The following is a 25,288-nucleotide window of genomic DNA, read 5'->3' as shown; positions in this document are numbered from 1 at the left end:
CAGTGCGGGGGTTTTGTGTCACCCCCCACCCCCCCCCCCCCCCGCCCCCCCCGGGGGGCCTTTTGGCGTGCCTCTCCCCCGGCCCCGGGGGGCACGGGGCCCGGCTGGGGGGGTGTCCTCCCCCCCCCCCCCCCCCCCGCATCACAACTTGGAAACGACTCCCATTTTCATATGCGGTCGACGCCACCGACCGACCCCCACCCCCAGGAGAGACCCATGGCAGTCCCGAAGCGGAAGATGTCCCGCAGCAACACCCGCCACCGCCGCGCCCAGTGGAAGGCCACGACACCGCAGCTCGTCCCGGTGACGATCGAGGGCACCGTCCACCAGGTGCCGCAGCGACTGGTGAAGGCGTACGAGCGCGGCCTGCTGCGACCGGAGGGCTGAGCCCGCACACCCAAAAAAAGAGGGGGGCGGGTGGTGGTGCGGCTCGATCGCCGCACCACCACCCGCCCTTCGTTCGCTCAGCCCCGCCTCACCAGGAGGACTTCGTCACCCCGGGCAGGAAGCCCGCGTGCGCCTGCTGCCGCATCCGGACCCGGGAGAGGCCGAAGGTGCGCAGGTACCCCCGGGGCCTGCCATCGACGCTGTCCCGGTTGCGTACGCGCGTGGCGCTGGCATCGCGCGGCTGACCGCGCAACTCCGCCACAGCGGCGGCACGTTCGGCCTCCGGCACACCGGGGCGGCGGATGATCTCCTTGAGCTCGGCCCGGCGGGCCGCGTACCGCTCGACGATCGCCTTGCGCTTCTCGTTCTGCGCGATCTTGCTCTTCTTCGCCATCAGACCTTCCCCCCTCGGGCGCGGATGCGCGCGACGGCGGCCTCGACGCCGATCACGTCGATCGTCTTGATCCCCCGGGCACTGAGGGTCAGCCGTACATGCCGCCCCTCACTGGGGAGCCAGTACCGCTTGCGCTGGACATTCGGGTCGAACCGGCGCGAAGTGCGGCGGTGGGAGTGGGAGATGGCATTGCCGAATCCCGGCTTCGCGCCGGTCAACTGGCAGTGGGCGGACATGGAAGTTACCTGCCTCTCATTCGATGCACTCAGTGGATCCATTATTGAAAATGGAAACCATTGCCATATAGTAGCGCCCATGGCTCGCAACGAAGTACGCCCGGTCATCAAGCTCCGCTCCACCGCGGGGACCGGCTACACCTACGTCACCCGCAAGAACCGCCGGAACGACCCCGACCGCATGGTGCTGCGCAAGTACGACCCGGTCGCCCGCCGCCATGTCGACTTCCGCGAGGAGCGCTGAGGCCTTCCCGGCCCGCCTCGCAGCAAACCCCCGACCCGCTAGGACCCCCTCATGAAGCCCGGAATCCACCCCGCCTACGGCCCCGTCGTCTTCTGCGACAAGGCCGCCGACTTCGCCTTCCTCACCCGCTCCACCCTCACCAGCGAGAAGACCGTCGAGTGGGAGGACGGCCGCACCTACCCGGTCGTCGACGTGGAGATCTCCTCCGCGAGCCACCCCTTCTACACCGGCACCGCACGTGTCCTGGACACCGCGGGCCGCGTCGAGCGCTTCGAGCGCCGCTACGGACGCGGTGCGGCCCGGTGACGGGGGAACAAGGGCGGAAACTGCCCGTCGTCATCGTCTGCGGGCTGCATTCGGAGGCCCGCCGCGAGGTGGTGGAGGGGCTGCTGTCGAAGGTTCCGCACAGTGTGGCGCTCCACCACGACCTGTCGACGGCGACCGACGGGACCGTACGCCGCACCCTGCGGGACGCCACCGGTGAGCTGTCCGCCGGTGAGACCCCCCTCGTCAACGACTGCGCGTGCTGCGCGCTGCGGGAAGACCTGGTCCCCGAGCTGCGACGGCTGGCGGACGGCGGGCTGACCCGGCTCGCCGTCCTGGAGCTCTGGGACTCCGTCGAGCCGAAGTCGATGGCCGAGGTCATCGCGGCGCACGGGGACGGCTTCGAGGTGACCAATGTGATCACCGCGATCGATCCCACCCTCGTCCTGGCCTGCCTCACCAACGGCGACGACCTGGCGGAGGCGGGCCTCGCGGCGGCCCCGGCCGATCAGCGGACCATCGGCGACACCTGGGCCCGGCAGGTGGAGTACGCCCCCGTCCTCGCCCTGGCCGACAGCCCGGCGGCCGACGACGAGGACCGGGCGCTGATCGGGCAGATGAACCCGACGGCACGTCAGGTGGCCGTCGATGCGGTGGAGTTGACGGACCTCGCGGTCGCCGGATTCGATGTGGAGGCGGCTGCCGCGGGCCAGCATCCGGCCTGTGCGCTGCTGCCCCAGGAGGCGGACGAGGCCGGGGTCTCCACGCTCGTCTGGCGCCGCCACCGCCCCTTCCACCCCGAGCGCCTCTACCACGCGCTGGAGGACCTGTGCTGTGCGGCGGCCCGCAGCCGGGGGCGGTTCTGGCTCGCGGACCGGCCCGACACCCTGCTCTCCTGGGACGCGGCGGGCGGCGCCCTCTGCGTGGAGAACACCGGCCCCTGGCTCGCCTCCCTCCCGGACGCGGCCTGGGCCATGGTGCCTCCCTACCGGCGGGCCGCCGCCGCGCTGGACTGGCACCCCGAGCACGGCGACTGCTGCCAGCACCTGGTCTTCGTCTCCCCCGGCCTCGACCGGGACGGGCTGACCGGACTGCTGGAGTCGTGCCTGCTCACCGACGAGGAGTACCGGGCGGGCCGGGAGGCGTGGAAGAGCCTGCCCGCCTCCTTCGACGCGCTCCTCGACCCGGTCTGAACCGGGACGTCATTCCCGTACCCCCAACTACCCCTGCGAGGAACCCCGATGGCACGCAAGCAGGACCCCCGTAAGCCGCTCAAGGCCCGCCCCAACCCGCTGGACGCGGCGAGGATCACGTACATCGACTACAAGGACACCGATCTGCTGCGGAAGTCCATCTCCGACCGGGGCAAGATCCGCAGTCGCAGGGTGAGCCGGGTGAGCGCCCAGCAGCAGCGGCAGCTCGCCGCGGCCATCAAGAACGCCCGCGAGATGGCACTGCTGCCGTACTCGGGCTCGGGCTCCAGCTCTGGTTCCGGTTCCGGTTCCGGTTCCGGCAAGTAGGCCCGCCTCGGGGGCACTGCGGCGGGGGCGGGGCCCGCTCAGGATGCAGCATCGCGGCAGGCCGAGCACCATGAATCCATGGGCAGAGATACCTCCAGGAGGGACGGCCCGGAGCCGGTGTCATCAGGCCCGGCGGCGAGCGGCCGCCGAGGCGGTCCGCCGAATCAGAGCCTCGCTCTCGCGGCCATGGTGTTCGCCGTGTCGATGACCTTCATCGACCAGACGATCGTGGCGATCGCCGCCCCGGAGATCATTCACGAGCTGGGTCTCACCGCCACACAGATGCAGTGGGTGGTCAACGCCTATCTGCTCACCCTGGCCGCGTTCTTCGCGCTGGGCGGGCGGTTGTCCGACATCTACGGGCGCCGCCGCGTGATGCTGATCGGCACCCTCGTCTTCGTCATCGCCTCCGCGATGTGCGGTGCCGTGCCCGCCGGGGACTTCGCGCAGGCCTGGCTGATCGGTTTCCGTGCCGTGCAGGGCGTCGGGGCGGCCCTGATGTTCCCGGCCGCGCTGGCCGTGGTCATCGCGGTGTTCCCGGTGGAGCGGCGCGGGCGGGCGCTCGCGCTGTTCTTCGGGCTCTCCGGGGCCCTCACCGCGGTGGGGCCGCTGCTCGGCGGCTGGCTCACCGCGTGGACCTGGCGCGCGATCTTCTGGGTCAACGTGCCCATCGCCGTCATCGCCATCGTGCTGACGCTGCTGGCCCGCATCCCCGACCGGTCCCGGCGCGAGCCCCTGGACCTCCCCGGTGCCGTGCTCGTCGCGGTCGGCATGGGCCTGACGGTGCTGGGCCTGCAACAGGCGTCCACCTGGGGCTGGAGCTCCGTCGTCACCTGGGCGTGCATCGTGGTCGGGCTGCTGGTGCTGGCGTTCTTCTGCTGGTTCGAACTGCGCGCGCGGGTCCCGCTCATCAAGCTCCAGGTGTTCCGGGACCGGGCCTTCCAGATCGACACCGCCGTGCTGTTCTTCTCCATGCTGGCGTTCGTGCCGGTGTTCTTCTTCGCCTCCGTGTACGCGCAGGCCTCGCTCAGCGCCTCGCCGAACCAGGCGGCGCTCTACCTCCTCTACTTCTTCATCGGCTTCGGCATCGCCTCCCAGTGGGGCGGCCGCATCCTGGACAAGCGCGGTGCCCGTCCGGCGCTGAAGCTGGGCACCGCGCTCGGCGCGGTCGGATTCTTCCTGTGGGCACAGAAGCTGACGACGCTCTCCATGCACGACCAGTGGCTGTACGCGGCCATGGCCGGCGCTGGGATCGGGCTGCTGCTGGCGCCGGCCTCCACCGACGCCGTGAACCGGGCGATCGGTGCGTCGTACGGGGAGGTCACCGGGATCACCCAGACCGTGCGGAACTTCGCGGCGAGCATCGGACTCGCCGTGTTCGGCACGGTGCTGACGCACCGGACGGTCACCAACGTGACAGCCACCCTTCGGGACAAGGGGGTTCCGGAGGGCGCGGCGGGCGATGCCGCGGAGTCGGTGGCGCAGGCGGTGACCGGCCAGGCGGATACCCGCGGCCCCTCCGGGACCGGACCGGTGGCCGATGCGGTGAAGGACTCGATGCAGGCGATCCGGTTGGACTTCGCCCAGGCCAACCAGTGGGTGTTCTACGGGATGGCGATCGCCCTGGCCATCGCGTTCCTGTTCGCGCTGCGTCACCCGGGGACCCGGGTGACGCAGGATTCCCCCAAGAGTGCCGAACAGGCTCAGAACGAGTAGACGGCGCTGTCGTCCATGCTGCCGGCCAGTTCGCAGGCGTTGCCGTACGTCGTCGAGAACGTGACGCGCTTGCCGTGCCAGACACCGTGGGCGGTGATCACGACCGGGTCCCACTGCCGGGTACACATCCGGTCCGGCGAGGTCCGGGCCAGCGCGGTGAACTGGCCGCCGACCGACTCCAGTTCGGCGCACGCGGCTTCCGGGGCCGGGTGGGTGCCCTCGGCGTTCGGGGCGCAGGTGAGCGTGACCGCCCGCTTGACCGTCGCGGTGAGCGGGTCCTCGCCCTGGGCCACGGTGAGGACGAGCGCGGAGGGCGCGTACAGGCTCGCCGCCTTCGCCGGGGCCGCGTGGGCGGAGGTGGCGGCGAGGCCACCGAAGGCCAGTGCGCTCGCGGCGATGGTCGCGAAGATTGCGTGACGGTTGTGTCGCATGAGTGAAAACTCCTCGGTCGGGGGTTGATTGCGGTCAGGAGTCTTACGCATGCGGAAAGTAGGCGCACATCCACAGCCCGCTTCCGGCCGCAGACGTTCGTTCGAACCGACCGGATGGTCGTTCGGGCAGCTCACACGGCCTTCGGGACTCGTCCAGCATATGGACAGCCGTCGACGGTTCAATGGAGAACGACCGTCTGACCTGCGGTAATTCCGGAGCGACCGGAAACCTCCAGCGGCCGCTTCGACTGGAAACCAACGCCATCCGGGCGCATCGACGCCCATCCGAGCGGGGTGAGGAGCGTCGAGAGAGGGTCGCGAGCACCGGCCGCAGCGCCCGGAACAGGGGATTCCGTATACCGACTGTCGGACAAAATTAAGGTTAGGCTAACCTCACCGTCGTGATCGCTCCTGCCCACGACCGAGAAGACACCCCGCCGCTCCGGGACACCGCGCCGCCCGACTCCGCCGCGGGCTCCGACAGCCGCGCAGGCACGTCCGGCATCGTCACTTCCTCCGGCATCGCCGACCCCTCCGGCCCCTCCAGCTTCACCGGCCCCTCTGGACCCTCCGGCCCCTCCGGCCTCATCGGTCTCGACGCCCGTGACCTGACCGTCGCGTACGACCGGGCCGATGTCGTCCACGGGGCCGACCTCCGGCTGGAGCGCGGTCGTGTCACCGCCCTGATCGGGCCGAACGGCAGCGGCAAGTCCACCCTGCTGCGTGCCGTGGCCCGGCTGCACCGGGCGCGCACCGGCACCGTGACCGTATCGGCGCCCGACGACACCGAGCCGGTCGACGCCCTCGCCCTGTCGCGCAACGACTTCGCCCGGCGCATCACCCTGCTCGCCCAGAGCCGCAACGCCCCGGCCGGGCTCAGCGTGCGGGACGTCGTGGGGTTCGGCCGCCACCCCTACCGGGGGCGGCTGCGCGGCGGCGACCCCGACGGCGCCCGGCGGATCGACCACGCGCTCGCCGTCACCCACCTCACCGACCTGGCCGAGCGCGGCGTCGAGAGCCTCTCCGGCGGCCAGTTGCAGCGCGTCTGGTTCGCCTGCTGCCTCGCGCAGGACACCGATGTGCTGCTGCTCGACGAGCCGACGACCTACCTCGACCTCCGCTACCAGGTGGAGATCCTCGATCTCGTACGCGATCTCGCCGACGCCCACGGTGTGACCGTCGGGGTCGTCCTGCACGACCTGGACCAGGCCGCCGCCGTGGCGGACCGGGTCGTCCTGCTCTCGTCGGGGCGGATCGCCGCCGCCGGCACCCCCGCGGAGGTATACGACTCCGAGCGGCTGACCCGGACCTACGGCATCCGGATCGACGTCGAACCGGACCCCTCCACCGGCATCCCGCGCACCCGCGCGGTGGGCCGCCACCACCTCCGTACCGAAAGGCCCTGAACACCCTCATGAAGAACATGAAGAACCAGTACCTGGCCTGGCCCGCCCTCGCCGCCACGGCCGCGCTCGTCCTCTCCGGCTGCGGCACCAGCGAGGCCCCGAAGGAGGAGTCCGCCAAGGAGACCTCGGTGACGGTCACCGACTCCCGCGGCAAGAAGGTCACGCTGGACGGTCCGGCCAAGCGAGTCGTCGGCACCGAATGGAACGTCGTCGAGACGCTCGTCACGCTCGGTGTGCAGCCGGTCGGCGTGGCCGACGTCAAGGGCTACACGGCGTACGACACGTCCGCGCCGCTCACCAAGGGCGTCAAGGACATAGGCACCCGGGGCGAGCCCAGCGTCGCCACCGTGGCCGGTCTGAAGCCCGACCTCATCGTGGCCACCACCGACCTCTCCGACTCGGCCATCGCCCAGCTGTCCAAGGCCGCACCGGTCGTCGTGGTGCGCTCGGCCGACGCGAGCCGGCAGATCGACCAGATGGTCGACAACGTCAGCCTCATCGCGGAGGCCACCGGCACCGAGGAGAAGGCGAAGACGGAGATCGCCTCGTTCCGCAAGGCGATCACCGACGGCAAGAAGAAGCTCGCGGCGGCCGGGCTCGGCGGCAAGGAGGTCGCCTTCGCCGACGGCTGGCAGGAGGGCAACCAGGTCTCGGTACGCCCGTACGTCAAGGGCTCGCTGCTCTCCGACGTGAACGCCGAACTCGGCCTGGCCGACCCGTGGAAGCTGAAGGGCGACAAGGCCTACGGTCTCGCGGCCACCGATGTCGAGGGGCTGACGAAGATCGGCGACGCGCGGTTCGCGTACATCGCCAACGACTCCGACGGCGGCGACCCGTTCGCCGACGGGCTCAAGGACAACGCGGTGTGGAAGTCGCTGCCGTTCGTGAAGAACGAGCAGGTCCACCGGCTGCCCGACGGCATCTGGATGTTCGGCGGCCCGGCGGCCATGCGCGACTACATCGACGCGCTCGTCGGCGCGCTGACCGCCTGACGATGAACACCCGCACCACACCCGCTCCGCCCGCCCCCGTGGAGACGGCGGCGGGCGCGGCAGACGCGGCAGGTCCCGCAGAACCGGCAGGCACGGCCGGGGCGCCGTCCCCGGCCGTGCCCGGCCGCCGCCCGGCCCGGCACGGCCGGACGTACCTCCTCGCGTTCGCCGCGCTGCTGGCCCTCGGCGCCCTCGCGGTCGTCCACGTGGGCCAGGGCACGGCCGCCGTCGACCTGCACACGCTCTGGCAACTGCTCACGGGCGCCGCGTCCGACCGGACCGCCGACGAGCAGAGCGCCGCCGTGATCCTGGACTCCCGGCTGCCCCGGCTCGCGGCGGGGCTCCTCGTCGGCTGCGCGCTCGGCGCGGCGGGCGCCGCCCTGCAGTCCGTGTCGCGCAACATGCTGGCCTCCCCGGACACGCTCGCCGTCAACTCGGGCGCCTACCTCGCGGTCGTCGCCGTCGCCGCGTTCGGGATCACGCTGCCCGCGCTCCCGGCCGGCGGTACGGCGTTCCTCGGCGGGCTGCTCGCGGCGGGCGTCGTCCTCGGGCTGTCGCGGGCGGGGGCCGGTCCGATCCGGCTGGTACTGGCGGGCTCCGCGCTCACCCTCGCCCTGACCGGGCTCAGCGGGATGCTGCTGCTCCTGCGCTCCCAGCAGACGACGGGTCTTTTCGCCTGGGGCAACGGTTCGCTCGCCCAGATCGGCATGCAGTCCATCGACCGGCTCGCCCCCGTCGCCCTCGTGGCCTTCCTCGGGCTGATGCTGATGGGCCGGAGGCTGGACATCCTCGTCCTCGGGGACGACGGTGCGGCGGTCGTGGGGGTGAACCCCCGGCTGACCCGCTCCATCGTGGTAATCCTCGCCGTGCTGCTGGCGGCGGTGGCCGTGACGGTGGCGGGGCCGGTCGGCTTCGTCGGCCTGTGCGCCCCGGCCGTCGTCCGGCTGCTGAGCACGTGGGTCCCGGCCCTGGTCCGCCACCGCGTGTTCATCCCGGCGTCGGCGCTGGCGGGCGTGATCGTGGTGCTCGGCGCGGACGTGGCGCTGCGCGCGGTGTTCGGCGCGCAGGCGGGGGCCGAGGTGCCCACCGGCATCGTCACGACCTGCTTCGGCGCGCTCGTGCTGGTCTTCCTGGCCTACCGGTCGCGCGACCTGGGCTCGGACAGCGGCTCGACGGCGTTCGCGCGGCTGCGCAGCCGACGCGCCTTCGTCCTCACCCTGGTGGCGACGGGCGTGGGGCTCGTGGGCGCGGTGGTGGCGGCGACCCTGCTCGGCGATGCCACGCTGCTCCTGGGCGATGTGGCGACCTGGCTCGGCGGGCGGTCCGGGCGGTTCGTGACGTACGTCCTCGACACCCGCGTCCCCCGGGTGGCCGCCGCCCTGCTGGCGGGTGCGGCGCTGGCCGTGGCGGGCGCCGTCGTCCAGGCGGTGTCACGCAATCCGCTCGCGGAGCCGGGGGTCCTCGGAGTCGTCAGCGGGGCGGGGGTCGGGGCGGTCACCGTGCTCACCGTCGTACCGATGGCGAGCTTCTGGCTGATCGGCGGCTCCGCGCTGGCCGGTGCGGCGGCGGCCGCCGGGCTGGTCTTCGGTCTCGCCGCCCGCCGGGGGATGGAGCAGAACCGGCTGGTGCTGATCGGTATCGGGGTCCAGGCGGGCGCGGGCGCGTTCGTGAGCCTGGTGATCGTCCTCACCGACCCGTACAACGCGACGAAAGCGCTGGCCTGGCTGGGCGGCTCGACCTACGGACGTACGTTCCCGGAGCTGATCCCGGTCCTGGTGGCGCTCGCACTGACCCTGCCGGTGCTGGCCGTGCTGCGCCGCGACCTCGATCTGATCGGGCTGGACGACGAGACGCCCGCCCTGCTCGGCCTCCGGACCGGTGCGACCCGGCTCGGTCTGCTGAGCATCGCCGTCGTCCTGACGGCGGGCGCCGTGGCGGCGGTCGGCGTGATCGGCTTCGTCGGCCTCGTCGCCCCGCACGCGGCACGCGCCCTGGTAGGGCGGCGGCATGTGCGGGTGCTTCCGGTGAGCGCGCTGCTCGGTGCGCTGCTGGTGGTCGTCTCCGACACGGTCGGCCGGACGGTCATCGCCCCGGCGCAGATCCCGGTGGGCCTGCTCACGGCGGTGATCGGCGCTCCGTACTTCATCTGGCTGCTCTGGCGGTCGCGGAGCGAGGGGTGAGGGTGACGGCTCGCGGCGCTGCTCCGTTCTGAGTGGCGCGGGGCTGATGAACCCTCGGGGAGGCGGCGGGGGTGATCATGAACCTTCGGGAAGGGTGGCGGGGGTGATCATGAGCCCTCGGGAGGGGCGGCGGGGGTGATGTGGCTCAGCACGCACCGCCACTGGCCGTCCCGCCGTACGAAGACGTCCGTGGTCCATTCGTCGGCGTCGTAGCGGCGGCCGCCGTAGTGGGCGGTGTTCGTGATGCGGGCGGTGACCACGGCGGTGTCCCCGTGGACGCGGATCCTCGGCGGGGTGATGGCCCGCATCGCCGAGTGGGTCAGTTCGCCGGATGTGACGAAGGCCAGGAAGGCGTCGCGGTCCGTGATGCCGGACTCGGAGACGATCACCCACTCGTCCGCCATGAAGGCGGCGATCCGCTCTACGTCGTTCGCGACGATCGCGGCGGCCCAGTCGTCCACTGCGGAGGCGAGCAGCGCGTGCGGCGCGGTGTCCGCCGCGTCCTCGGGGCCTTCCGGGGGCGGCCCGGCCCGGTCTCCGCTGTCTCCCATTTTCCGAGCGTAACCGGGCGCCGGGCGGGCCGCAGTTCATGGCCCGGGGGCCCAGGGGTGTCCATGAACTGCGGCCCGCAAGGTCATCGGCCGCGCCGGGTCAGCGTGATCCGCCGTACCGCCGCTCGAAGGCCGCGTACGCCTCCTCCTGACGCCACTGGACCGCGGCCTTCGGGTGGTCTGCCAGGTGGCGGGCGCAGGCCGGGGCGGGCGCCACGGTGCCCGGCCGGGCTCCGGCACAGGCGGGCACCGGGCGGTAGCCGGTACGGGCGGATCCGGCGGCCCACAGACTGGAGCCGTCGAGGAACGCGTACTCCAGCGAGGCGCGCGCCAGGTCCTTCAGCTCGGTGTAGCTCAGGCCATAGGTGGCGCGGGCGTACTGGTACTCATGGCTGATGTCGATCCGCGAGACACCCGGGTCGTCGGTGGCCAGGACCACCGGGACGCCGAAGTGGCGGTAGGCGTTGAACGGGTGGTCGTCTCCCGCCACCCCCAGGATCTGCTTGTTGCTGCTGAACGGGACCTCGACGGCGACGCCGCGCCGGGCCATCGTCCGGGCGAGCTGCTGCCAGTCGTCCTCGTGGACCAGGTCGACACCGTGGCCGATGCGTTCGGCCCCGGCGACGAAGACCGCCTCACGGATGTGGAAGGTCAGGTCCTCCGGCTTGACCAGGCCGGGCGTCAACTCCCCCGCGTGCAGAGTGAGTCGGGCGTCCGGGTACTGCGTGCGCAGGTACTGGAGCATCCGCATCTGGAGGCTGTAGTTGCGCAGGGCGCTCTCCCCGTCCTCCGGCTGGACGAGGTTGACCGCGACGAACCGCCGGTCGCGCTCGGCGAGCCGCATGCCGACGGCCATCTGCGTGAACACCCGCTCCGGTGAACTGCCCCGGGAGACCTGGGAGATCCACCGTACGGAGAGCCGGCAGCCCGGGTCGGGACGGCCGGTGTCGCAGTGCGCGGTCTGCCGGAACTGGGCATCGGCGGCGTCGGCCTCGCGGACGGCCTCGTCGACGACCCCGTCGAGCTTTCCACCGGCCACCAGCTTCCGGTGGAAGGCGGCGAGATCGGCGTCGTAACCGACCGTCTCGGCGAGCTTCCTCGCGCTGTCCGACGCGGGGGTGACCAGGGTCTCCAGATAGAACTGGTTCTGCTCCACCACGCTGTTGGCGACGTTGGCGAGCAGCTTTCCGCGGTCACGGGTCGCCTCGCCGAACTTGCCGAAGGTGTCGAAGAAGTGGTCGTGGCCGGACTGGTCGGCCGGGAAGTCCTGCATGGACCAGGCGCGGACGATGCGCTGGTGGAACTCCGCGTCCGTGCGGGCCTCGGCGGCCGGGCGCGTGCCGGGACCGCAGGGCGGGCGCACGGCGGTGTCCGTCGCGTCGATGCACAGCCCGTTCTCGGCCGCGAGCTCGATCAGATACTCGGTGGCGACCGCGCCCGACAGGTGGTTGTGGAGGTCGCCGCCCTTGGGCAGCGCGGTGAAGAACGCCTTCAGCCGCTCCGGGTTGCCCTGGAGTGCGTCGAGACGGGCAGAGGTCCGGAGCTCGGCCGGGGTGGTGAGGCGGTGCGACGCCTGGGCCGCTGCTTGGACGGGCGGGTCCTGCCGAGTGGGGGCGGCGGCAGCCGGGAGAGCGGGGAGGAGAGTGAGTAAAGCGAGTGCGCCGATCCCTGCGGGGACCAGGGACTTGGGACGGTGTGCCGTCCGAATCGATGAGATCACCGCCGAATGATCGCGTCGGCGAAGGCACTTCCCCGCCCGAATCGCATGGAGGGGCAGCAAGATCCACCCGATCGAGTGGGGAGCGCCGGTCGGCGGGGGCGACCACGGCCACCGCGCCCTCCGGTCCTTCGGCACCGGCCTGGCTACCATGAAGATCAACTGCAAGGGTGCCGCCGGACCGGCGGCCCGACCGGACGGGTGGACCTCAGCCATGGACGACTCCCCCGGGTGGACCGTGACGCGGCCCCCGACCGCTACGGCCGCCTGCGCGTGCACACTGACGGGCTCGGTCCGGCGCGGTGGCTGACCCAACGCACCGAGGCCGAGGGCGGTTTCGGCAGGGTGGCGGGGGTCTCGGGCCCCGGCTTCGCCGCCTACGCGCGCCTCCTGCACCCGGCGGCGCTGGACGAACGGCCGGTGCGCTGGGCGGACGTGGGCGCGGCGTACGGGCGCCCGGTGGGCCCGCACACCCGCTGGCACGAGCTGATCGGCACGGACATGGGCCACCGGAGCGGCCCGGACCACGGGCTGCCCGGACCACGGGCTGCCCGGCGTCTGGGACGAGCCCGCCGGGGAGGGCCCGACCCCGCCGGAGGTCGCCCGCGCGCTGATCCCCGTCCTGGCCCGGCACACCGCCACCGCCGGAAGCTGCTGGTTCGGCCTGTGGCACGGCTACGGGCGGTGGGACTTCGGCCGCTTCCCCGTCTTCTCCACGCCGGGCCGCGAGGAGGTGCTGCTCTCGGGGGCGCTGGAGGACGCCGTGTCCCCGGTGGAGCTGGACGAGTTCGCGGAGCTGCCGGACCTGTGGTGGCCCGAGGACCGTGCGTGGTGCGTCGGCGGGGACGTGGACCTGGTGAGCACGTACGTCGGCGGGTCCCCGGAGCTGATCGCCGATCTGCTGGCGGCGCCCGGCCTGGAGGCGTACCCGGTGGGCCCGCGCGATCTGCTGGACTGAGACCGGGCTCCACCACGACGTCGGCGCCGGTTGAGACCGAGACGCAGGGGCGGGACCTCTCACCGAGGCCCCGCCCCTTTCTTCCCTGGATCAAGCCCCCTGGATCAAGTGCCCTGGATCAAGCCCCCTGGATCAAGTCCCCTGGGGCAGACCCCCTTGGCCAATCCCCTGGGTCAAGTACCTGGGTCAAGCCTCCTGGTTCACAAGGCCGTCAGTGGTGCGACGGGACTCCGAACCGGTCCGGGGAACGCTCCGGGAGCGGAGATCCGGGGACCTCGCCCCGCTGCTGCTGGTTCTTCCGCGCCTCCGCGTTCGAGGCGTCGGTCGCCCGGCAGTTGACGTCCTTCGCCGGGAGCTTGCCGGTGAGCAGGTAGCGGTTGACCGTACCGTCCGTGCACGGGTTGCCGCTCGGGTAGATGCCATGACCCTCGCCACCGAGGACGGTGACCATCTTCGAGCCCTTCAGGGAGGCGTGCAGGGCCTGGCCGCTGGGCAGCGGGGTCTGCGAGTCCCACTCGTTCTGGACGATCAGGGAGCCGACCTTGTTCTTCACCTCGGTCACCGGCTCCACGGACGTGCCCCAGAACGCGCACGGCTTGATGCTGGACGCGAAGTCACCGAAGAGCGGGTACCGGCCCTTGTCCGCGATGGCGTCCTGCCGGTAGCGCTCCGGATCACGCGGCCAGGCGGCCGAGTTGTCGCCGCACACCACGGTCCAGAAGCTCGCCGTCCCGTTGTCGGCCGGCACCTCGGCGGCCTTGCGCGCCGCCCCGGCCCCGGCGGGCCCGGTGAAGGCCGTGAGCTTCTTCGCGGAGGCGGGCCGGCCCTCGGCGGCCTTCTTCAGCTCGACGAGCGTCTCGGAGGCGGCCTTCGGGCTGAAGAAGGCCGCCCGCATCCCCATGCGGATGTCGTCACCGGTGAGGAGCCACCCGTCCAGCTCGATGGGCTTCTCGTCGGCCTGCGCGACCAGCTCCCAGAAGGTCCGGTCGACCTTCTTGGGCGTGTCGCCGAGCCCGTACGTCTTCGAGCGCGCGGCGGCCCACCCGGTCCACCGGTCGAACGCGGGCTCGGCGCCCTCCGCCCACCACTGGATCATGCCCCGCCAGGCGCGGGCCGGATCGACCGCGCTGTCCAGTACGAACCGGTCGGCCCGGCCCGGGAAGAGCTGGGTGTAGACGGCGCCCAGGTAGGTGCCGTACGAGTACCCCACGTACGAGATCTTCTTCTCGCCGAGGACCGCCCGGAGCAGGTCCATGTCGCGGGCGGTGTTGCGCGTGGTGATGTGCGGGAGCGTGGCACCCGCCTTCTTGCGGCACTTCTCCGCGACCTTGCGCGCCCAGGCGACGTCCTTGGTGAACGTCTCCGCCTTGTACGGGCGCAGCCACTGCTCCTCGTCCGGCGTCAGGCCGCAGGTGACCGGGCTGCTCCGGCCGACACCGCGCGGGTCGAAGCCGATGAGGTCGTACTTCTGCCGCGCGGACTTGGGGAGTTCCTCCTGCAACGCCAACGGCAGGTAGATGCCCTGGCCCCCGGGGCCGCCGGGGTTGGAGAGCAGGACGCCGTGCCGTTTGCCGGGCGCGGTGCTCTTGATCCGGGATATGGCCAGGTCGATCCGCTTGCCCCCGGGAGCCCGGTAGTCCAGCGGGACCTTGATGGTGGCGCACTGGAACGCCGCCGGGGCGGAGGCTTCGCACCGCTTCCACTTCGGCTTCTGCTTCACGTACCGCTCCAGCGCGCCCGTACCGGCGAGGGAGGCGGCGGAAGCAGCGGCGGCGGAGGCGGTCGGAGCGGAGGGGGCGGCCGGAGCGGCTGTCGCCGTCGAGGTGGCGACTGCCGGAGCCAGCGTTGCCGTAAGAGCCACGGCCAGCAGGGGCGCGAGACGTCGTCTGCGCACGTTATCGGTCCTTCCGGTGGCATGTTGGGACAGGGAGGATCATTCAGGAACCGGCCGTATGTACGGAACCCTCACCCGGCCGCACTTTTCTCCACCTTGGGGATGAGGCAACGGGCATGCGTGCTACCCGAGTTGTAGGGGTACGGGGAATCCCGCCCCGTACCCGTTCACCGCTCCGGCACGAGGGATATGCCGTCCCCACCCCCGTCGGCGTCGGCGTTGGCGGTACGGGCTGACGTCTCATCAGGTGCGTCCGGTACGGGCCCGCCCCGGGGAGCGCCGACGCCGCGCAGGGCGGTCATCGCGATGACGGCGGTGGTGGCGGCGACCAGGGCGCAGACGACGGCGACGGCGTTCAGCCCACCGGTGTACGCGTCACGGGCCGCGGCCAGCGCCTGTCCGCCCAGCTCCGGGGAGAGGTGCTGGGCAGCGGCGACGGTGCTCTCCAGGCTGTCCCCGGTGGCCCGGGCGGCTTCCGCCGGCAGTCCGTCGGGAACCTCCACCCCGCTGCGGTAGACGGCACTGCCGAGACTGCCCAGGGCGGCGATGCCGAGGGCCACACCCAGGTCACCGCTGATCGAGGAGAGCGCCGCCGCCGATCCGCCCCTCTCCGGCGGGGCGGAGCTGACCACCAGGTTGGTGCCGAGCGCCCCGGCGGGACCGCTGCCGAAGAACACGACGATGAATCCGGCCACCAGCAGCGGCAGTCCGCCGACCGGCCCGACGAAGGCGATCAGCACATAGCCGACCGCGCCGATGCCCAGGCCCAGACCGATGACGACCCCGAGCGGCAGCCGCTTCACGAGGGTCGGGGCGAGCTGTGCGGAGACGATGGAGGCGAGGGCGGAGGGCACCATCCACAGGCCCGCCTCCATCGGGGAGAGCCCTTCGACCATCTGGAAGTAGCCGGTGACGAAGAGGTAGAACCCGCCCATGGCGACCATCGAGACCAGCAGGACCACCAGCGCGAAGCTGAACAAGGCGCTACGGAACAGACGCAGATCGAGCAGCGGGCTCTCCAGCCCGCGCTGCCGCACCACGAACGCCGCGCCCACCGCGAGCCCCACCAGGACCGCCGCGGCCGACCCGGGCGACCAGCCGTACTTGGCGAGCTCCTTGAGCCCGTAGACGACGGGCAGGATCGCGCCCAGCGAGAGGGCCACGCTGAGCAGGTCCACCTTCCCCGCTCCGGAATCCCGGTACTCGGGCAGCAGGACCGGCGCCAGGACCAGCAGGATCACCATGATCGGCACGCCCAGCAGAAAGACGGACCCCCACCAGAAGTACTCCAGGAGTACGCCGCCGACGACGGGGCCGAGCGCGGTGCCCGCCATGAAGCAGCTGGCCCACACCGCGATGGCCCGGCCGCGCTCCTGCGGGTCGTGGAACATGTTGCTGATCAGGGCCAGGGTGGACGGCATCAGCGTCGCCGCGGAGATGCCCAGCAGCGCCCGGGCGGCGATCAGCGCCTCGGCGCTCGTGGAGTAGGCGGCGAGCAGGGAGGTGAGACCGACGCAGACCGCCCCGATCATCAGAAGCCTGCGGCGGCCCACCCGGTCGCCGAGGGTGCCCATGGTGATGAGGAAGCCGGCGATCATGAAGCCGTAGATGTCCATCATCCACAGCGTCTGGGTGCCGGTGGGCCGCAGGGCCTCGGCCAGGTGCGGCAGGGCCAGGAAGAGGACGCTCTGGTCGAGGGAGATCAGCAGCGTGGGCAGGGCCAGCACGGCCAGCCCGGCCCATTCCCGGGCGCCCGCCTTCGGCGCGGAGGCCGCGACGGCCTTCGAGGACATGGGAGTTCCTTCCGTCGTACGTGGGTGGGGAGCGGCGGCCGTACGGGGCTCGCCGGATCGGCTTCTCGGCTCGTCCTGCGGCCACTGTGCGCCCGAGCGCTCCCGGACTTCTCCCGGGTTCCTCCCGGGCCTCTCCTGGATCTCTCCTGGATCTCTCCCGGCCGGTCTCAACCGGTCCCGGCAGGGCGGCTGAGACCGGCGGCTGGTGGTCAGTGGCTGACAACCGGCGGTCGGCGGCTGGCGGCCGGTGGCCGACGACCGGCGGTCAGCAGGCCGATGAACGGGCCGGGTGGACGCGGGACAGGTGGACGGGCGGGAAGGCGACGGCGGGCCCGGGGCGCGGGACAGTGGCGACGGGGCGGGGAAGGGCGCGGAGCCGGGACCGGCATGCCGGTCGCCGCTGCCCCGGGATAGCGTGATCACATGCGTTTCGGGGTGCTCGGTCCATTGGTGGTGTGGACGGCGGACGGGCGGCCGGTCAGGGTGCCGGAGCTCAAGGTCCGCGCGCTGCTGGCCCTTCTCCTCGCCCAGCAGGGGCACCCGGTGTCGGCGGACCGGCTGATCGACGAGCTGTGGGGCTCCAAGCCGCCCCGCAATCCCACGGGGGTTCTCCAGACCAAGGTGTGGCAGCTGCGCCGTACGCTGGAGGGCGCCGAGCCCGGAGGGCGCGGGCTCGTGGTCTCCCTCGCCTCGGGGTACCGGCTGCGCGCGGCCGGGGACGAGGTGGACTCCGGCCGGTTCCACCGGCTGACGGCCCGGGCACGGTCCACCGGCGACCTGCGGGAGCGGGCGGCGCTGCTCGCGGACGCGCTGGCCGTGTGGCGCGGTCCGGCGTTCGCCGATTTCCCCGACGCCGGGTTCGCCCGCGCCGCGCGGGACCGGCTGGAGGAGCAGCGGCTGACCGCGCTGGAGGAACAGGCGGAAGTCCGGCTGGAGTTGGGGGAGCACGCCCCGGTCGCCGATGAGCTGAGCGATCTGGTCGCGCTGCACCCGCTGCGCGAGCGGCTGCGCGCCGCGCAGGTCAGGGCCCTGTATCTCGCGGGCCGACAGGGGGCGGCGCTGAGCAGTTACGCGGATCTGCGCGGGCGGCTGGCGGAGGAACTGGGGGTGGACCCCGGCCCCGGACTCACCGCGCTGCACCAGGCGATCCTCGCCCAGGACCCCTCCCTGACCACGACCACGAACCCACCCCCCGCCCCGTCACTCTCCCCCTCCCCCGCGCCCTCCCCCGCGTCCGGGGCCGTTCGCCCGGCCCCCGGCCTACCGGCCCCGCTGACCGAACTCGTCGGCCGGTCCGGGGCGATCGGCGAGCTCCGCACACTGCTGGCCGCCAACCGGCTGGTGACGCTCACGGGTCCGGGCGGTGTCGGCAAGACCCGGCTCGCCCTGGCGACGGCCGCCCAGGTCGCCGACCGCTTCCCGGGCGGGGTGCGGCTGGCCGAGTTCGCCGCGCTCGCCCCGCCCCGGGACCGGGCGGGCGCCTCCGCCGCCGGGGTGCACGAGGTGGTCGACGCGGTTCTCGGCGTACGCGACGACTCCGGCCCGAACCCGGCCGGGGGCGCACCGCTCGTGCCCGCCGACCGGCTCGCGCACGCGCTGGGCGACGAACCGGCGCTGCTGGTGTTCGACAACTGCGAGCATGTGATCGAGGAGGCGGCCGAGCTGGCCGGTCAACTGCTGCGAGCGGCACCGAGATTGCGCATCCTGGCGACCAGCAGGAAACCGCTGGGGATCACCGGTGAGCACCTCCAGGAGGTGGAGCCGCTGCGGCACCCCGGGCCCACGGCCGACCTCACCCCCTCGGCCGTACTCCGTTTCGGCGCGGTGGAGTTGTTCGTGGCGCGTGCCACGGCGGCGGCCCCCCGCTTCGTCCTCGACCGGGACAACGTCGAGGCGGTCGTCTCGATCTGCCGTCGCCTCGACGGTATCCCGCTGGCCCTGGAAATGGCCGCGACCCGGGTCCGGGCCCTGGGGGTGGCCGAGTTGGCGGCCCGTCTGGACGACCGGTTCCCGCTGCTCACGGTGGGCTCGCGCGGCGCTCCGGAACGGCAGCGGACCCTGCGGGCGGTGATCGACTGGAGCTGGGGCCTCCTCGGCGACGAGGAACGCGCGGTGCTGCGGCGCCTGTCCGTGCACGCCGACGGTGCCACCCTGGAAGCGGCCGAGGCGGTCTGCGCGGCCCAAGGGCCCGGCCGCACGCCGGTGGTGGACCTGCTGGCCCGGCTGGTGGACTGCTCGCTGGTCGTGATGACCGAAACGGCGGACGGCCCCCGCTACCGGCTGCTCGAGTCGGTGGCGGCGTACGGCACCGAACGCCTGCGGGAGAGCGGCGAGTTCGAGGCAACGAGACGGCTCCACCGGGTCTACTGCACGGAGCTCGCCGAGCGCGCCGACCCGTATCTGCGGGGCCACGGGCAGCGGCGGTGGCTGCGCCGCCTGGACGCCGAGACCGCCAACCTGCGGGCGGCGCTCGACAGCGCCGTACAGGAAGGAGAGGCGGACGGGGCGCTGCGGCTGGTGAACGCGCTGGCCTGGTACTGGCGGCTGCGCGGACGCGGGCATGAGGCCGAGCGGTCCCTGTCCCTCGCCCTGTCCACCGCCGACGGCACCCGGCCGGCGACGCCCGAGGGGGCTGCCGCCCGCGCCCTGTCGGTGGCCAGGGCCACTGCCTGGCTGGGCGGTGTCCGGCTGGCGATCCACGGCAGCGCCGATCCGCGGACGGCGTACGAGGCGGCGCTCCGGCCGTACGCGACGGTGGACGACCCGGGCGGCCGGGCCAGGTCCCAGTGGTTCCTGGCGTCCACCTTGTACGGCATCGGGGACCTGGCGCCGAGCGAGGAGCTGGCCACCCGCGCCCTGGAGACCTTCCGCTCGCTCGGTGACAGGTGGGGCACGGCGGCGGCCCTGGGCAGCCTCACGTACCACGCGAAGCTGCGGGGGGACCTGGACGCCGTGCGGCGGTACGGCGAGGAGAGCCTCGCGCTCTTCCGGGAGCTGGGCGACCAGTGGGGCCAGCTCCAGGCGATGGTGCCGCTCCGGACCCTGGCGGAGGCCGTCGGCGACTACACGTACGCCGGACGGCTGTACCGGGACGGGCTGCTGATGGCGGAGGCCCTGGGCCTCTGGCGGGACGTCACCCTCCAGCTCTCCGGCCTCGGCCGACTGGCACTGCTGACCGGGGACCTGCCGCACGCCCGGGAGCTCCACGAGCGGGCGCGGCGGCTCGCGGCCGAGCAGTCGGACGCGTTCGGGGAGCAGTACGCCGAGATCGGGCTCGGCCTGGGGGCCCGCAGGGCGGGTGAACTCGACGCGGCCGAGGCCCATATGCGCCGCGTCCTCGCGCTGCACCGGCGGATGGGGTACGAACCGCGGACGCCCCCGCTGATCCTCGTCGAGCTCGGATTCACCGCCGAACTGCGGGGTGACGCCGACGAAGCGCTGCGCCTGCAACGGGAGGGCCTGGCGGTGGCCCGGGCCACCGGCGACCCGCTGGCGGTCGCGCTGGCACTGGAAGGGCTGGCCGGAGCGGAGCTGCTGGCAGGCCGTCCCGGACCGGCCGCCCGCCTCCTGGGCACCGCGACGGCGACCAGGGCTTCGGTCCGCGCGCCGCTGCCCGAGGGCGAACGGCACGACATCGACCGCATCGCCGCCGGGGCCGTGGAGGCCCTCGGCCGGGCGGCGTACGAGGCCGAGTTCGCCCGGGGCGGCGAACCGGGCCCCGACGGACACCCGGGGCACCACGCTGCGGGCAGCACGGACAGCACGCGTACCCCTTGACCTCGCCGAACCTGGTCTCGTTCATCCAGTCCTCGCGGGCCCTCGATTTACCGTTTCACCCCAGCTCAGGGGCTTGATCGACCGTCCGGGGTCAGCAAGACACCCGGAAGAGCAACACACAGAACCAGTACAAGCCGATGCTCAACTACTGGATCGGGAACCAGTGGCAGCGCATGAAGAAGGCCGGCCTCGTCGAGATCCCCGAAGGCATGGTCGTCCACGGCTTCCGCCACTTCTTCGCCTCCAACTGCCTCACCCACACCATCCCCATCACCGACGTCGCGGAATGGATAGGCAACAGAGCGACCACTTGCCGACGCACCGGCTCCACGGATATGGAGCCGGTGCTTGGGGGAGCCGTGCGCGAGGGTACGGAGCATGGCTTCGACGCACGGTGGGAGTGGCTGCGCACGGGGAGCCCAGGAGACGTTCGCAGGCCGAGTGGGCAGGCCGAGGGCGGCGCGGAACGCACCGATCGCGGTGTCGAGCGGCTGAGGTATGTTCGGAGCGGCCTCGATGAATGCCTGGAGCAACTCTCGATGGGACGTCTCGGGAAAGGGCGGGTGCTCCTCGATGTCGAGGCGCACGACGGCCGGCGGGACGAGAGCGCGGGAGCCGCCAGGGCATACGGCCATCTGACCGGCACGATCACCCCGGCCGGGTAACGGACGGCCGGCCGTCACCCGGCATCGAAACGACAGGGATCGATGGCGGGCCGCCAAGACCGTTTCGGTGAGGCACTTCTCCCACCTGCCGGTCGCAGTAGTGGGCCGGGTCCGGTGGTTTCCGATCGGTCCGTCGGCCGGACCGGTCGGAGGTGTTCAGGCGATCTGCTTGCTGCGGACGATCAGCAGGGCGAGTTCGTGCAGCAGGTGGCGGCCCGCACGGGGCAGCAGGGGTGCGAGCCGGGTCCAGGCATCGTGGACGATGTGGTCGGCCTCCTCGTGGCAGGCTTGCACGGCCCCGCAGGCTTCCAACTGCGCGCGTGCCCGGCTCAATGCCGGGCCATGGAGCGAGCCTTCCTTGGTCTCCTGCCAGAGCCGCGTCAGGAACGGTCGGGGAATGCGGCCGACGGCGTGGGCCAGGGGCATGGTGACCTTGCTGTTCCGCAGGTCCTCGGAGGTCAGCTTGGTCGGTTCCCCGGCGTGCGTCACCCCTCGCAGGTCAGCGACATCGTCGGCGATCTGGTAGGCCGTGCCCACGGCCGAGCCGAATGCTGCGAGCGCTGCACGCAGCTGCGGCCCGGCGTCGGTGACCACTGCTGCCGTCTCCAGCCCCGCCGCGGTCGGGGCACCGGACTTCAGCCGGTGCGTCAGGCGGACGACGTCCAGCACGGTGTCCCGGTCACCATCGGCCACCGCCCGGTCCATCTCCTCGCGATGCCCGTGCAGGTCGAGGGCCTGTCCGGCGTGCCCCGCCCGCAGCGCGGCCAGCAGCAGAGCACGCAACTCCCCGCCGCGCCCCGCGTCGTCGGGGAAGGAGAGCTGGACGGCCCGGTCCCACAGAAAGTAGGCGGCCGTCCCGGCGTTCAGGGCCGTCGGCATACCGAACACTGTGTGGACGGCCGGTCGGCCGCGGCGCAGGGGCGAGGCGTCCTGGACGTCGTCGACGATGAGGGACCCGGTGTGCAGCATTTCGATCGCCGCGATCAGCGGCCCACAGCGTTCGCTGTCTCCACCGAGCAGGTCGACGGTCTCCCAGATCATGACGGGCCGCCATCTCCGGCCCGCGGCATTGGTCAGGTGGCGGACGGGTTCGCTCAGTGCGTGGTGGAGGCGGTGTCCGAGGCCGGTGGCGTTCGTCCGCTCGGAGCCGGTCAGGCAGTCGGCCGGAAGCCATGCGGCGCAGGCGTCCGCCGGGCTGTCGGGACAGAGCCGGTCGATGTGATCGTCGATGCGCGGAACGATGCGGTCGATGTGCTGCTGGAGGTCGTCGGGAGCCGCCCGGGGGGTGGGCAGTTCGTCGGTGGGGTGCAGGAGGGCGCCGGTCATGGAGGGTCGCTTTCGCTCAGGGCCGGTGGGCGGGGGCGGCTTGCTCACGGGGCGCCGGCCCGGCAGCAGGCGGATGCGGCTCACGGGGCGCGGCGACCATGGCCAGGCCCTTGGGCATCGGGGTGAGCTCCAGGCTGACGCGGACGGTCCTGCCGGACGGTGCCGTACGGAGCGTCCGCGAGCGGACCAGGCTCGCCAGGGCGACCGGCACCATGATCTCGGAGGCCGCGGCGCCGGGGCAGTAGCGGGGACCGATCCCGTACGGGAGCAGGGCTGCGGAGGAGAGCGGGGGCCGGGCCTCGGGCGACCAGCGCAGCGGGTCGAACTCCTCCGGCCGTGCGTACCGCGCGGGGTCACGGCGCAGCGCCCCCAGAGGCAGGGTCACCAGGGCACCGGCGGGCACCGGCTGGTCGCCCACCCGCGTCGCGTGGCGGGCGCGGCGCACCAGGAGCGGGATGCCGTGGAGCCGCGTGACCTCCTTGACGAAGCCCGCGGTACGGGGCATGAGCCCGGGGCCGATGGCGTCGGCCGGGGCGTCGGCGCCCAGGACGGCGTCGGCCTCGGCCCGGATGGCCGCCTGGTGGTCGGGGTGGCGGCCCAACTCGTAGCAGGCCCAGGCGAATGTCGAGGACGTGGCCTCGATGCCGGCGAACAGCAGCGCACGCAGGTCGTGCAGCGGCGCGTCCGGCCGGTCGTCGCCCGAGCGCTTGAGCAGGGAGACGACGTCGTTTCCGTCCGCGTCCGGCCGGTGGCGTACGTACACCTCCCGGGCGGCCTCGTTCAGCGTCGCGAAGGCCCGGCGGAAGGCGCGCCGTCGCGGCTTGGGTACCCAGGGCCACGGCGACAGCGCGTACTTCCAGAACACCCCCGCGGAGAGCACGGAACGCGCCCGCGCGAGCCTGGCCAGCAGATCCGGGGAGATGGCGCTGTTCAGGACGGTCTCGATGACGAGCCCGGCCACCAGGCGGCTCATCTCGAAGGGGATGTCGACGGGGCGGTCGGCGGGGAGGCCCACGATCAGGCGGTCGGTACTGTCCCGTACGGACGGTCCCAGAGCCGTCAGACGGGGTGCCGCGAGCGCCGGTTTCATCAGCGCGCGCCGGTCCCGGTGGGCCTGGCCCTCGGAGCCGGGGAAACCGTTCTCGGCGAAGTCCCGGAGGCTCGGGTCCGTGCTCCAGAACTGGAAGGTGTCCTCCCCGCACCCGACTTTCCGGAGCAGCGAGGGGTCGTTGACCTGGAAGGCGCTCGCCGGTCCGGCCTTCGTCCTGACGACGGGGCCCGCCTGACCGAGGTGTACCGCGGCATTCGCCGGATCGAGCCAGAATCGCAGCGCACGGGAGTGCGCGACGCGCGGTTCCCCCCGCGATGCCGGGCATTCCCCGGGATCGATCTCCTCGGTCATATCTGTCAAGCCTCCTGGGCTTCGATGGGCTCGACGGCCCATGTCTCTTCTTTTACGCGACCACGGGCAGGTCTTTACGCGACCACGGCCGGACGAGGGACGGCGTCTTGTGCGCCCGGTGTCTACCGGGGGCCGTCAAGTTCGCCGAGGGCACGTACGCACGCGGCGGGAAGTCCGGCCGCCGCCGGGTGGGCCTGGTCATGGAGGACGCCGATGCGCGCGGTCGTCGTCGTCCGGGTCAGGGAGACGTAGCCGAGCAGACCGGGAGCGTTCAGGGCGAGGATGCTCGTGGCGGTCAGGGGGGCGCCCAGCACGCGGTAGGTGTCGTTGATGGCGATGTGGCTGACGGCGAGCCGGAGGCCGGGCCGGAGCATGACCCGCTGGAGCAGCCGGGGCGGGATGCGCAGGACGCTCCGCCAGCCGCTGTCGCGCAGCCCGGACTCCTTGTGCCGCCGGGACTGGGCGGTGAGGGAGCGCAGCCGGTCGGCGGGGGTGGGCAGGGTGCACGGAAGCCGGACGACGGCCGACAGCGCGGCGTTCCCCGGAGTGAGTTCGGCCCCGGCCTCGCGGACCGACATGGGCATCATCACCCTCAGGTCGCGCACCCGTCCCCCGTGCCTCTGCTGCCCGTCCGCGAGCGCACCCGTCAGGGCGGTGAGGCAGATCTCGTTGACGGTCGCTCCCCACCGGGACGCCAGCGCCCGCAGCGAGGGGTCCGGGACGTCCGCGTAGGCCAGGGACGCACGTCCGCTCGGGGCCGCACCACACCCTTGGGGAACGGTCTCGTGCGGGGCGAAGCTTTTGTACGGCACCGTACGCAGCCACGCCGTCGAGCTACGGCCCGTCCCGGGCGGACGGTAGGGGTGCGGCCCGCGAACGGGTTCGTCGGCCAGGAGCGCGGCCACCAGGTGCGCCGTACCGACGCCGTCCACCACGGCGTGGTCGACACGGAAACAGAGCCGCTGCACCCCTTCGGCCGGGCACGTCAGAACGCGCAGGTCCCACCGGGGCGCGCGACCACCGGGCAGGGGACGGCGCAGAACCTCGTCAGTCTTCTCGCCCAGCGAGCCGTCCACCCCTGCCTCGTCGACACGCACCCCGATGTCGGGCACCGCGGTTCCCACCCACGAGCGGGCCCCCGGCACCACGGCGATGCGCAAGGTCTCCAGGCTCGCCGCCCGCTCGGCCACGCGTGTGCGCAGGTCCTCCAGCGAGAACGAGCCGATGGGAAAGTCCAGCACATGCCCCACCATCAAGGGCCGAGAGGCGCCCGAGGAGAACAGCGCGAACGCACGGTCCACCGCGTTCATCCGACTTCCCGAACCGACCACCCCACCGGAGCGCGCGCCGCTGATTCCGGACACAGCATGGGTCTGCACGAAACACCTCGTAGGTATCGACACCGGAACCGTGTCGGAAGTCGGCGGGATGTCTG

General features: G+C 72.5%; 22 protein-coding genes. 12 read left to right on the top strand and 10 right to left on the bottom strand.

Features of this window, described 5'->3' with window-relative positions; genetic code table 11:
- Positions 1-216 precede the first annotated feature (216 nt).
- Complete coding sequence (gene rpmF / locus ACFW9Z_RS28665) at positions 217-387, top strand: 50S ribosomal protein L32 (protein ID WP_015612997.1); 171 nt, start codon at positions 217-219, stop codon at positions 385-387.
- Positions 388-475: 88 nt separating this feature from the next.
- On the opposite strand, the gene rpsN is transcribed toward rpmF, so the two are convergent.
- Together rpsN and rpmB are read right to left on the bottom strand one after the other, a co-directional pair.
- The gene (rpsN, locus tag ACFW9Z_RS28660) at positions 476-781 is read right to left on the bottom strand and encodes a 30S ribosomal protein S14 (RefSeq protein ID WP_384645480.1); all 306 of its coding nucleotides are present in this window, start codon (positions 779-781) and stop codon (positions 476-478) included.
- Positions 781-1,017, bottom strand: coding sequence for a 50S ribosomal protein L28 (rpmB, locus tag ACFW9Z_RS28655; protein WP_384645479.1), 237 nt, complete (start codon positions 1,015-1,017; stop codon positions 781-783). Before rpmB ends, rpsN begins: the two co-directional genes overlap by 1 nt.
- 79 nt (positions 1,018-1,096) lie before the next feature.
- Here rpmB and rpmG point away from each other — a divergent pair, with 79 nt between their 5' ends.
- From rpmG to ACFW9Z_RS28630, 5 genes are all read left to right on the top strand, one after another.
- On the top strand, positions 1,097-1,261 hold the full coding sequence (gene rpmG / locus ACFW9Z_RS28650) for a 50S ribosomal protein L33 (protein WP_003964410.1): 165 nt from the start codon (positions 1,097-1,099) through the stop codon (positions 1,259-1,261).
- A 51-nt stretch (positions 1,262-1,312) separates the two neighbouring features.
- Positions 1,313-1,567, top strand: a complete 255-nt coding sequence (locus ACFW9Z_RS28645) for a type B 50S ribosomal protein L31 (protein WP_384645478.1) — start codon at positions 1,313-1,315, stop codon at positions 1,565-1,567.
- Positions 1,564-2,718, top strand: coding sequence for a CobW family GTP-binding protein (locus ACFW9Z_RS28640; protein WP_384645477.1), 1,155 nt, complete (start codon positions 1,564-1,566; stop codon positions 2,716-2,718). Before ACFW9Z_RS28645 ends, ACFW9Z_RS28640 begins: the two co-directional genes overlap by 4 nt.
- A 48-nt stretch (positions 2,719-2,766) precedes the next feature.
- Positions 2,767-3,045 carry a 30S ribosomal protein S18 gene (rpsR, locus tag ACFW9Z_RS28635; protein ID WP_384645476.1) on the top strand — a complete coding sequence of 93 codons (279 nt, stop codon included), beginning with the start codon at positions 2,767-2,769 and terminating at the stop codon, positions 3,043-3,045.
- Between the two features lie 78 nt (positions 3,046-3,123).
- Complete coding sequence (locus ACFW9Z_RS28630) at positions 3,124-4,761, top strand: MFS transporter (protein ID WP_384645475.1); 1,638 nt, start codon at positions 3,124-3,126, stop codon at positions 4,759-4,761.
- Here the strand turns inward: ACFW9Z_RS28630 and ACFW9Z_RS28625 are convergent.
- The gene (locus tag ACFW9Z_RS28625; RefSeq protein WP_384645474.1) at positions 4,749-5,192 is read right to left on the bottom strand and encodes a subtilase-type protease inhibitor; all 444 of its coding nucleotides are present in this window, start codon (positions 5,190-5,192) and stop codon (positions 4,749-4,751) included. The two genes, ACFW9Z_RS28630 and ACFW9Z_RS28625, sit on opposite strands and share 13 nt — an antisense overlap.
- A 401-nt stretch (positions 5,193-5,593) precedes the next feature.
- Between ACFW9Z_RS28625 and ACFW9Z_RS28620 the strand changes: the two genes are divergently transcribed.
- Genes ACFW9Z_RS28620 through ACFW9Z_RS28610 form a run of 3 tightly spaced genes read left to right on the top strand, consistent with a single transcriptional unit; the run spans position 5,594 to position 9,770 of the window.
- The gene (locus ACFW9Z_RS28620; RefSeq protein ID WP_384645473.1) at positions 5,594-6,598 is read left to right on the top strand and encodes an ABC transporter ATP-binding protein; all 1,005 of its coding nucleotides are present in this window, start codon (positions 5,594-5,596) and stop codon (positions 6,596-6,598) included.
- 17 nt (positions 6,599-6,615) lie between these two features.
- Entirely contained in the window at positions 6,616-7,590 is a 975-nt protein-coding gene (locus ACFW9Z_RS28615; RefSeq protein WP_384645496.1) for an iron-siderophore ABC transporter substrate-binding protein, read from the top strand.
- 2 nt (positions 7,591-7,592) lie between these two features.
- Positions 7,593-9,770: an iron ABC transporter permease gene (locus tag ACFW9Z_RS28610; protein ID WP_384645472.1), complete on the top strand. Its 2,178-nt coding sequence runs from the start codon at positions 7,593-7,595 to the stop codon at positions 9,768-9,770.
- 107 nt (positions 9,771-9,877) lie between these two features.
- Here ACFW9Z_RS28610 and ACFW9Z_RS28605 read toward each other — a convergent pair whose 3' ends face one another.
- Both ACFW9Z_RS28605 and ACFW9Z_RS28600 read right to left on the bottom strand, forming a co-directional pair.
- On the bottom strand, positions 9,878-10,321 hold the full coding sequence (locus ACFW9Z_RS28605; protein WP_384645471.1) for a nuclear transport factor 2 family protein: 444 nt from the start codon (positions 10,319-10,321) through the stop codon (positions 9,878-9,880).
- 100 nt (positions 10,322-10,421) lie between these two features.
- Positions 10,422-12,041, bottom strand: a complete 1,620-nt coding sequence (locus ACFW9Z_RS28600) for an adenosine deaminase (RefSeq protein ID WP_384645470.1) — start codon at positions 12,039-12,041, stop codon at positions 10,422-10,424.
- Between the two features lie 730 nt (positions 12,042-12,771).
- On the opposite strand from ACFW9Z_RS28600, the gene ACFW9Z_RS28595 reads away from it, so the two are divergent.
- Positions 12,772-12,996, top strand: coding sequence for a hypothetical protein (locus tag ACFW9Z_RS28595; protein ID WP_384645469.1), 225 nt, complete (start codon positions 12,772-12,774; stop codon positions 12,994-12,996).
- Positions 12,997-13,207: 211 nt separating this feature from the next.
- On the opposite strand, the gene ACFW9Z_RS28590 is transcribed toward ACFW9Z_RS28595, so the two are convergent.
- Entirely contained in the window at positions 13,208-14,890 is a 1,683-nt protein-coding gene (locus ACFW9Z_RS28590; RefSeq protein ID WP_384645468.1) for an alpha/beta hydrolase, read from the bottom strand.
- Positions 14,891-15,057: 167 nt separating this feature from the next.
- Positions 15,058-16,683: an MFS transporter gene (locus ACFW9Z_RS28585; RefSeq protein WP_384645467.1), complete on the bottom strand. Its 1,626-nt coding sequence runs from the start codon at positions 16,681-16,683 to the stop codon at positions 15,058-15,060.
- A 423-nt stretch (positions 16,684-17,106) separates the two neighbouring features.
- Between ACFW9Z_RS28585 and ACFW9Z_RS28580 the strand changes: the two genes are divergently transcribed.
- On the top strand, positions 17,107-20,460 hold the full coding sequence (locus ACFW9Z_RS28580) for an ATP-binding protein (RefSeq protein WP_384645466.1): 3,354 nt from the start codon (positions 17,107-17,109) through the stop codon (positions 20,458-20,460).
- A gap of 137 nt (positions 20,461-20,597) precedes the next feature.
- Positions 20,598-21,125, top strand: a complete 528-nt coding sequence (locus tag ACFW9Z_RS28575) for a hypothetical protein (RefSeq protein ID WP_384645465.1) — start codon at positions 20,598-20,600, stop codon at positions 21,123-21,125.
- 156 nt (positions 21,126-21,281) lie between these two features.
- Here the strand turns inward: ACFW9Z_RS28575 and ACFW9Z_RS28570 are convergent, their stop codons facing one another.
- From ACFW9Z_RS28570 to ACFW9Z_RS28560, 3 genes are all read right to left on the bottom strand, one after another.
- Positions 21,282-22,451: a polyprenyl synthetase family protein gene (locus tag ACFW9Z_RS28570; protein ID WP_384645464.1), complete on the bottom strand. Its 1,170-nt coding sequence runs from the start codon at positions 22,449-22,451 to the stop codon at positions 21,282-21,284.
- A gap of 16 nt (positions 22,452-22,467) precedes the next feature.
- Entirely contained in the window at positions 22,468-23,853 is a 1,386-nt protein-coding gene (locus ACFW9Z_RS28565) for a cytochrome P450 (RefSeq protein WP_384645463.1), read from the bottom strand.
- Positions 23,854-23,975: 122 nt separating this feature from the next.
- A complete protein-coding gene (locus ACFW9Z_RS28560; protein ID WP_384645462.1) occupies positions 23,976-25,163 on the bottom strand; it encodes a hypothetical protein in 1,188 nt (395 codons plus the stop codon).
- Positions 25,164-25,288: the final 125 nt, after the last annotated feature.

It is taken from the genome of Streptomyces sp. NPDC059452 (genome assembly GCF_042750035.1).
GTDB lineage: Bacteria > Actinomycetota > Actinomycetes > Streptomycetales > Streptomycetaceae > Streptomyces.
Note: the sequence above shows the minus strand (reverse complement) of the source record. Positions and strands in the feature narration are given on the sequence as shown.

Coding starts and splice junctions, on each gene's coding strand:
- rpmG (WP_003964410.1), top strand. CDS start 1,097: ATGGCTCGCAACGAAGTACGCCCGGTCATCAAGCTCCGCTCCACCGCG.
- rpmB (WP_384645479.1), bottom strand. CDS start 1,017: ATGTCCGCCCACTGCCAGTTGACCGGCGCGAAGCCGGGATTCGGCAAT.
- rpsN (WP_384645480.1), bottom strand. CDS start 781: ATGGCGAAGAAGAGCAAGATCGCGCAGAACGAGAAGCGCAAGGCGATC.
- ACFW9Z_RS28615 (WP_384645496.1), top strand. CDS start 6,616: ATGAAGAACCAGTACCTGGCCTGGCCCGCCCTCGCCGCCACGGCCGCG.
- ACFW9Z_RS28560 (WP_384645462.1), bottom strand. CDS start 25,163: ATGAACGCGGTGGACCGTGCGTTCGCGCTGTTCTCCTCGGGCGCCTCT.
- ACFW9Z_RS28645 (WP_384645478.1), top strand. CDS start 1,313: ATGAAGCCCGGAATCCACCCCGCCTACGGCCCCGTCGTCTTCTGCGAC.
- ACFW9Z_RS28605 (WP_384645471.1), bottom strand. CDS start 10,321: ATGGGAGACAGCGGAGACCGGGCCGGGCCGCCCCCGGAAGGCCCCGAG.
- ACFW9Z_RS28565 (WP_384645463.1), bottom strand. CDS start 23,853: ATGACCGAGGAGATCGATCCCGGGGAATGCCCGGCATCGCGGGGGGAA.
- rpmF (WP_015612997.1), top strand. CDS start 217: ATGGCAGTCCCGAAGCGGAAGATGTCCCGCAGCAACACCCGCCACCGC.
- ACFW9Z_RS28625 (WP_384645474.1), bottom strand. CDS start 5,192: ATGCGACACAACCGTCACGCAATCTTCGCGACCATCGCCGCGAGCGCA.
- ACFW9Z_RS28575 (WP_384645465.1), top strand. CDS start 20,598: ATGCTCAACTACTGGATCGGGAACCAGTGGCAGCGCATGAAGAAGGCC.
- ACFW9Z_RS28630 (WP_384645475.1), top strand. CDS start 3,124: ATGGGCAGAGATACCTCCAGGAGGGACGGCCCGGAGCCGGTGTCATCA.
- ACFW9Z_RS28580 (WP_384645466.1), top strand. CDS start 17,107: ATGCGTTTCGGGGTGCTCGGTCCATTGGTGGTGTGGACGGCGGACGGG.
- rpsR (WP_384645476.1), top strand. CDS start 2,767: ATGGCACGCAAGCAGGACCCCCGTAAGCCGCTCAAGGCCCGCCCCAAC.
- ACFW9Z_RS28585 (WP_384645467.1), bottom strand. CDS start 16,683: ATGTCCTCGAAGGCCGTCGCGGCCTCCGCGCCGAAGGCGGGCGCCCGG.
- ACFW9Z_RS28610 (WP_384645472.1), top strand. CDS start 7,593: ATGAACACCCGCACCACACCCGCTCCGCCCGCCCCCGTGGAGACGGCG.
- ACFW9Z_RS28570 (WP_384645464.1), bottom strand. CDS start 22,451: ATGACCGGCGCCCTCCTGCACCCCACCGACGAACTGCCCACCCCCCGG.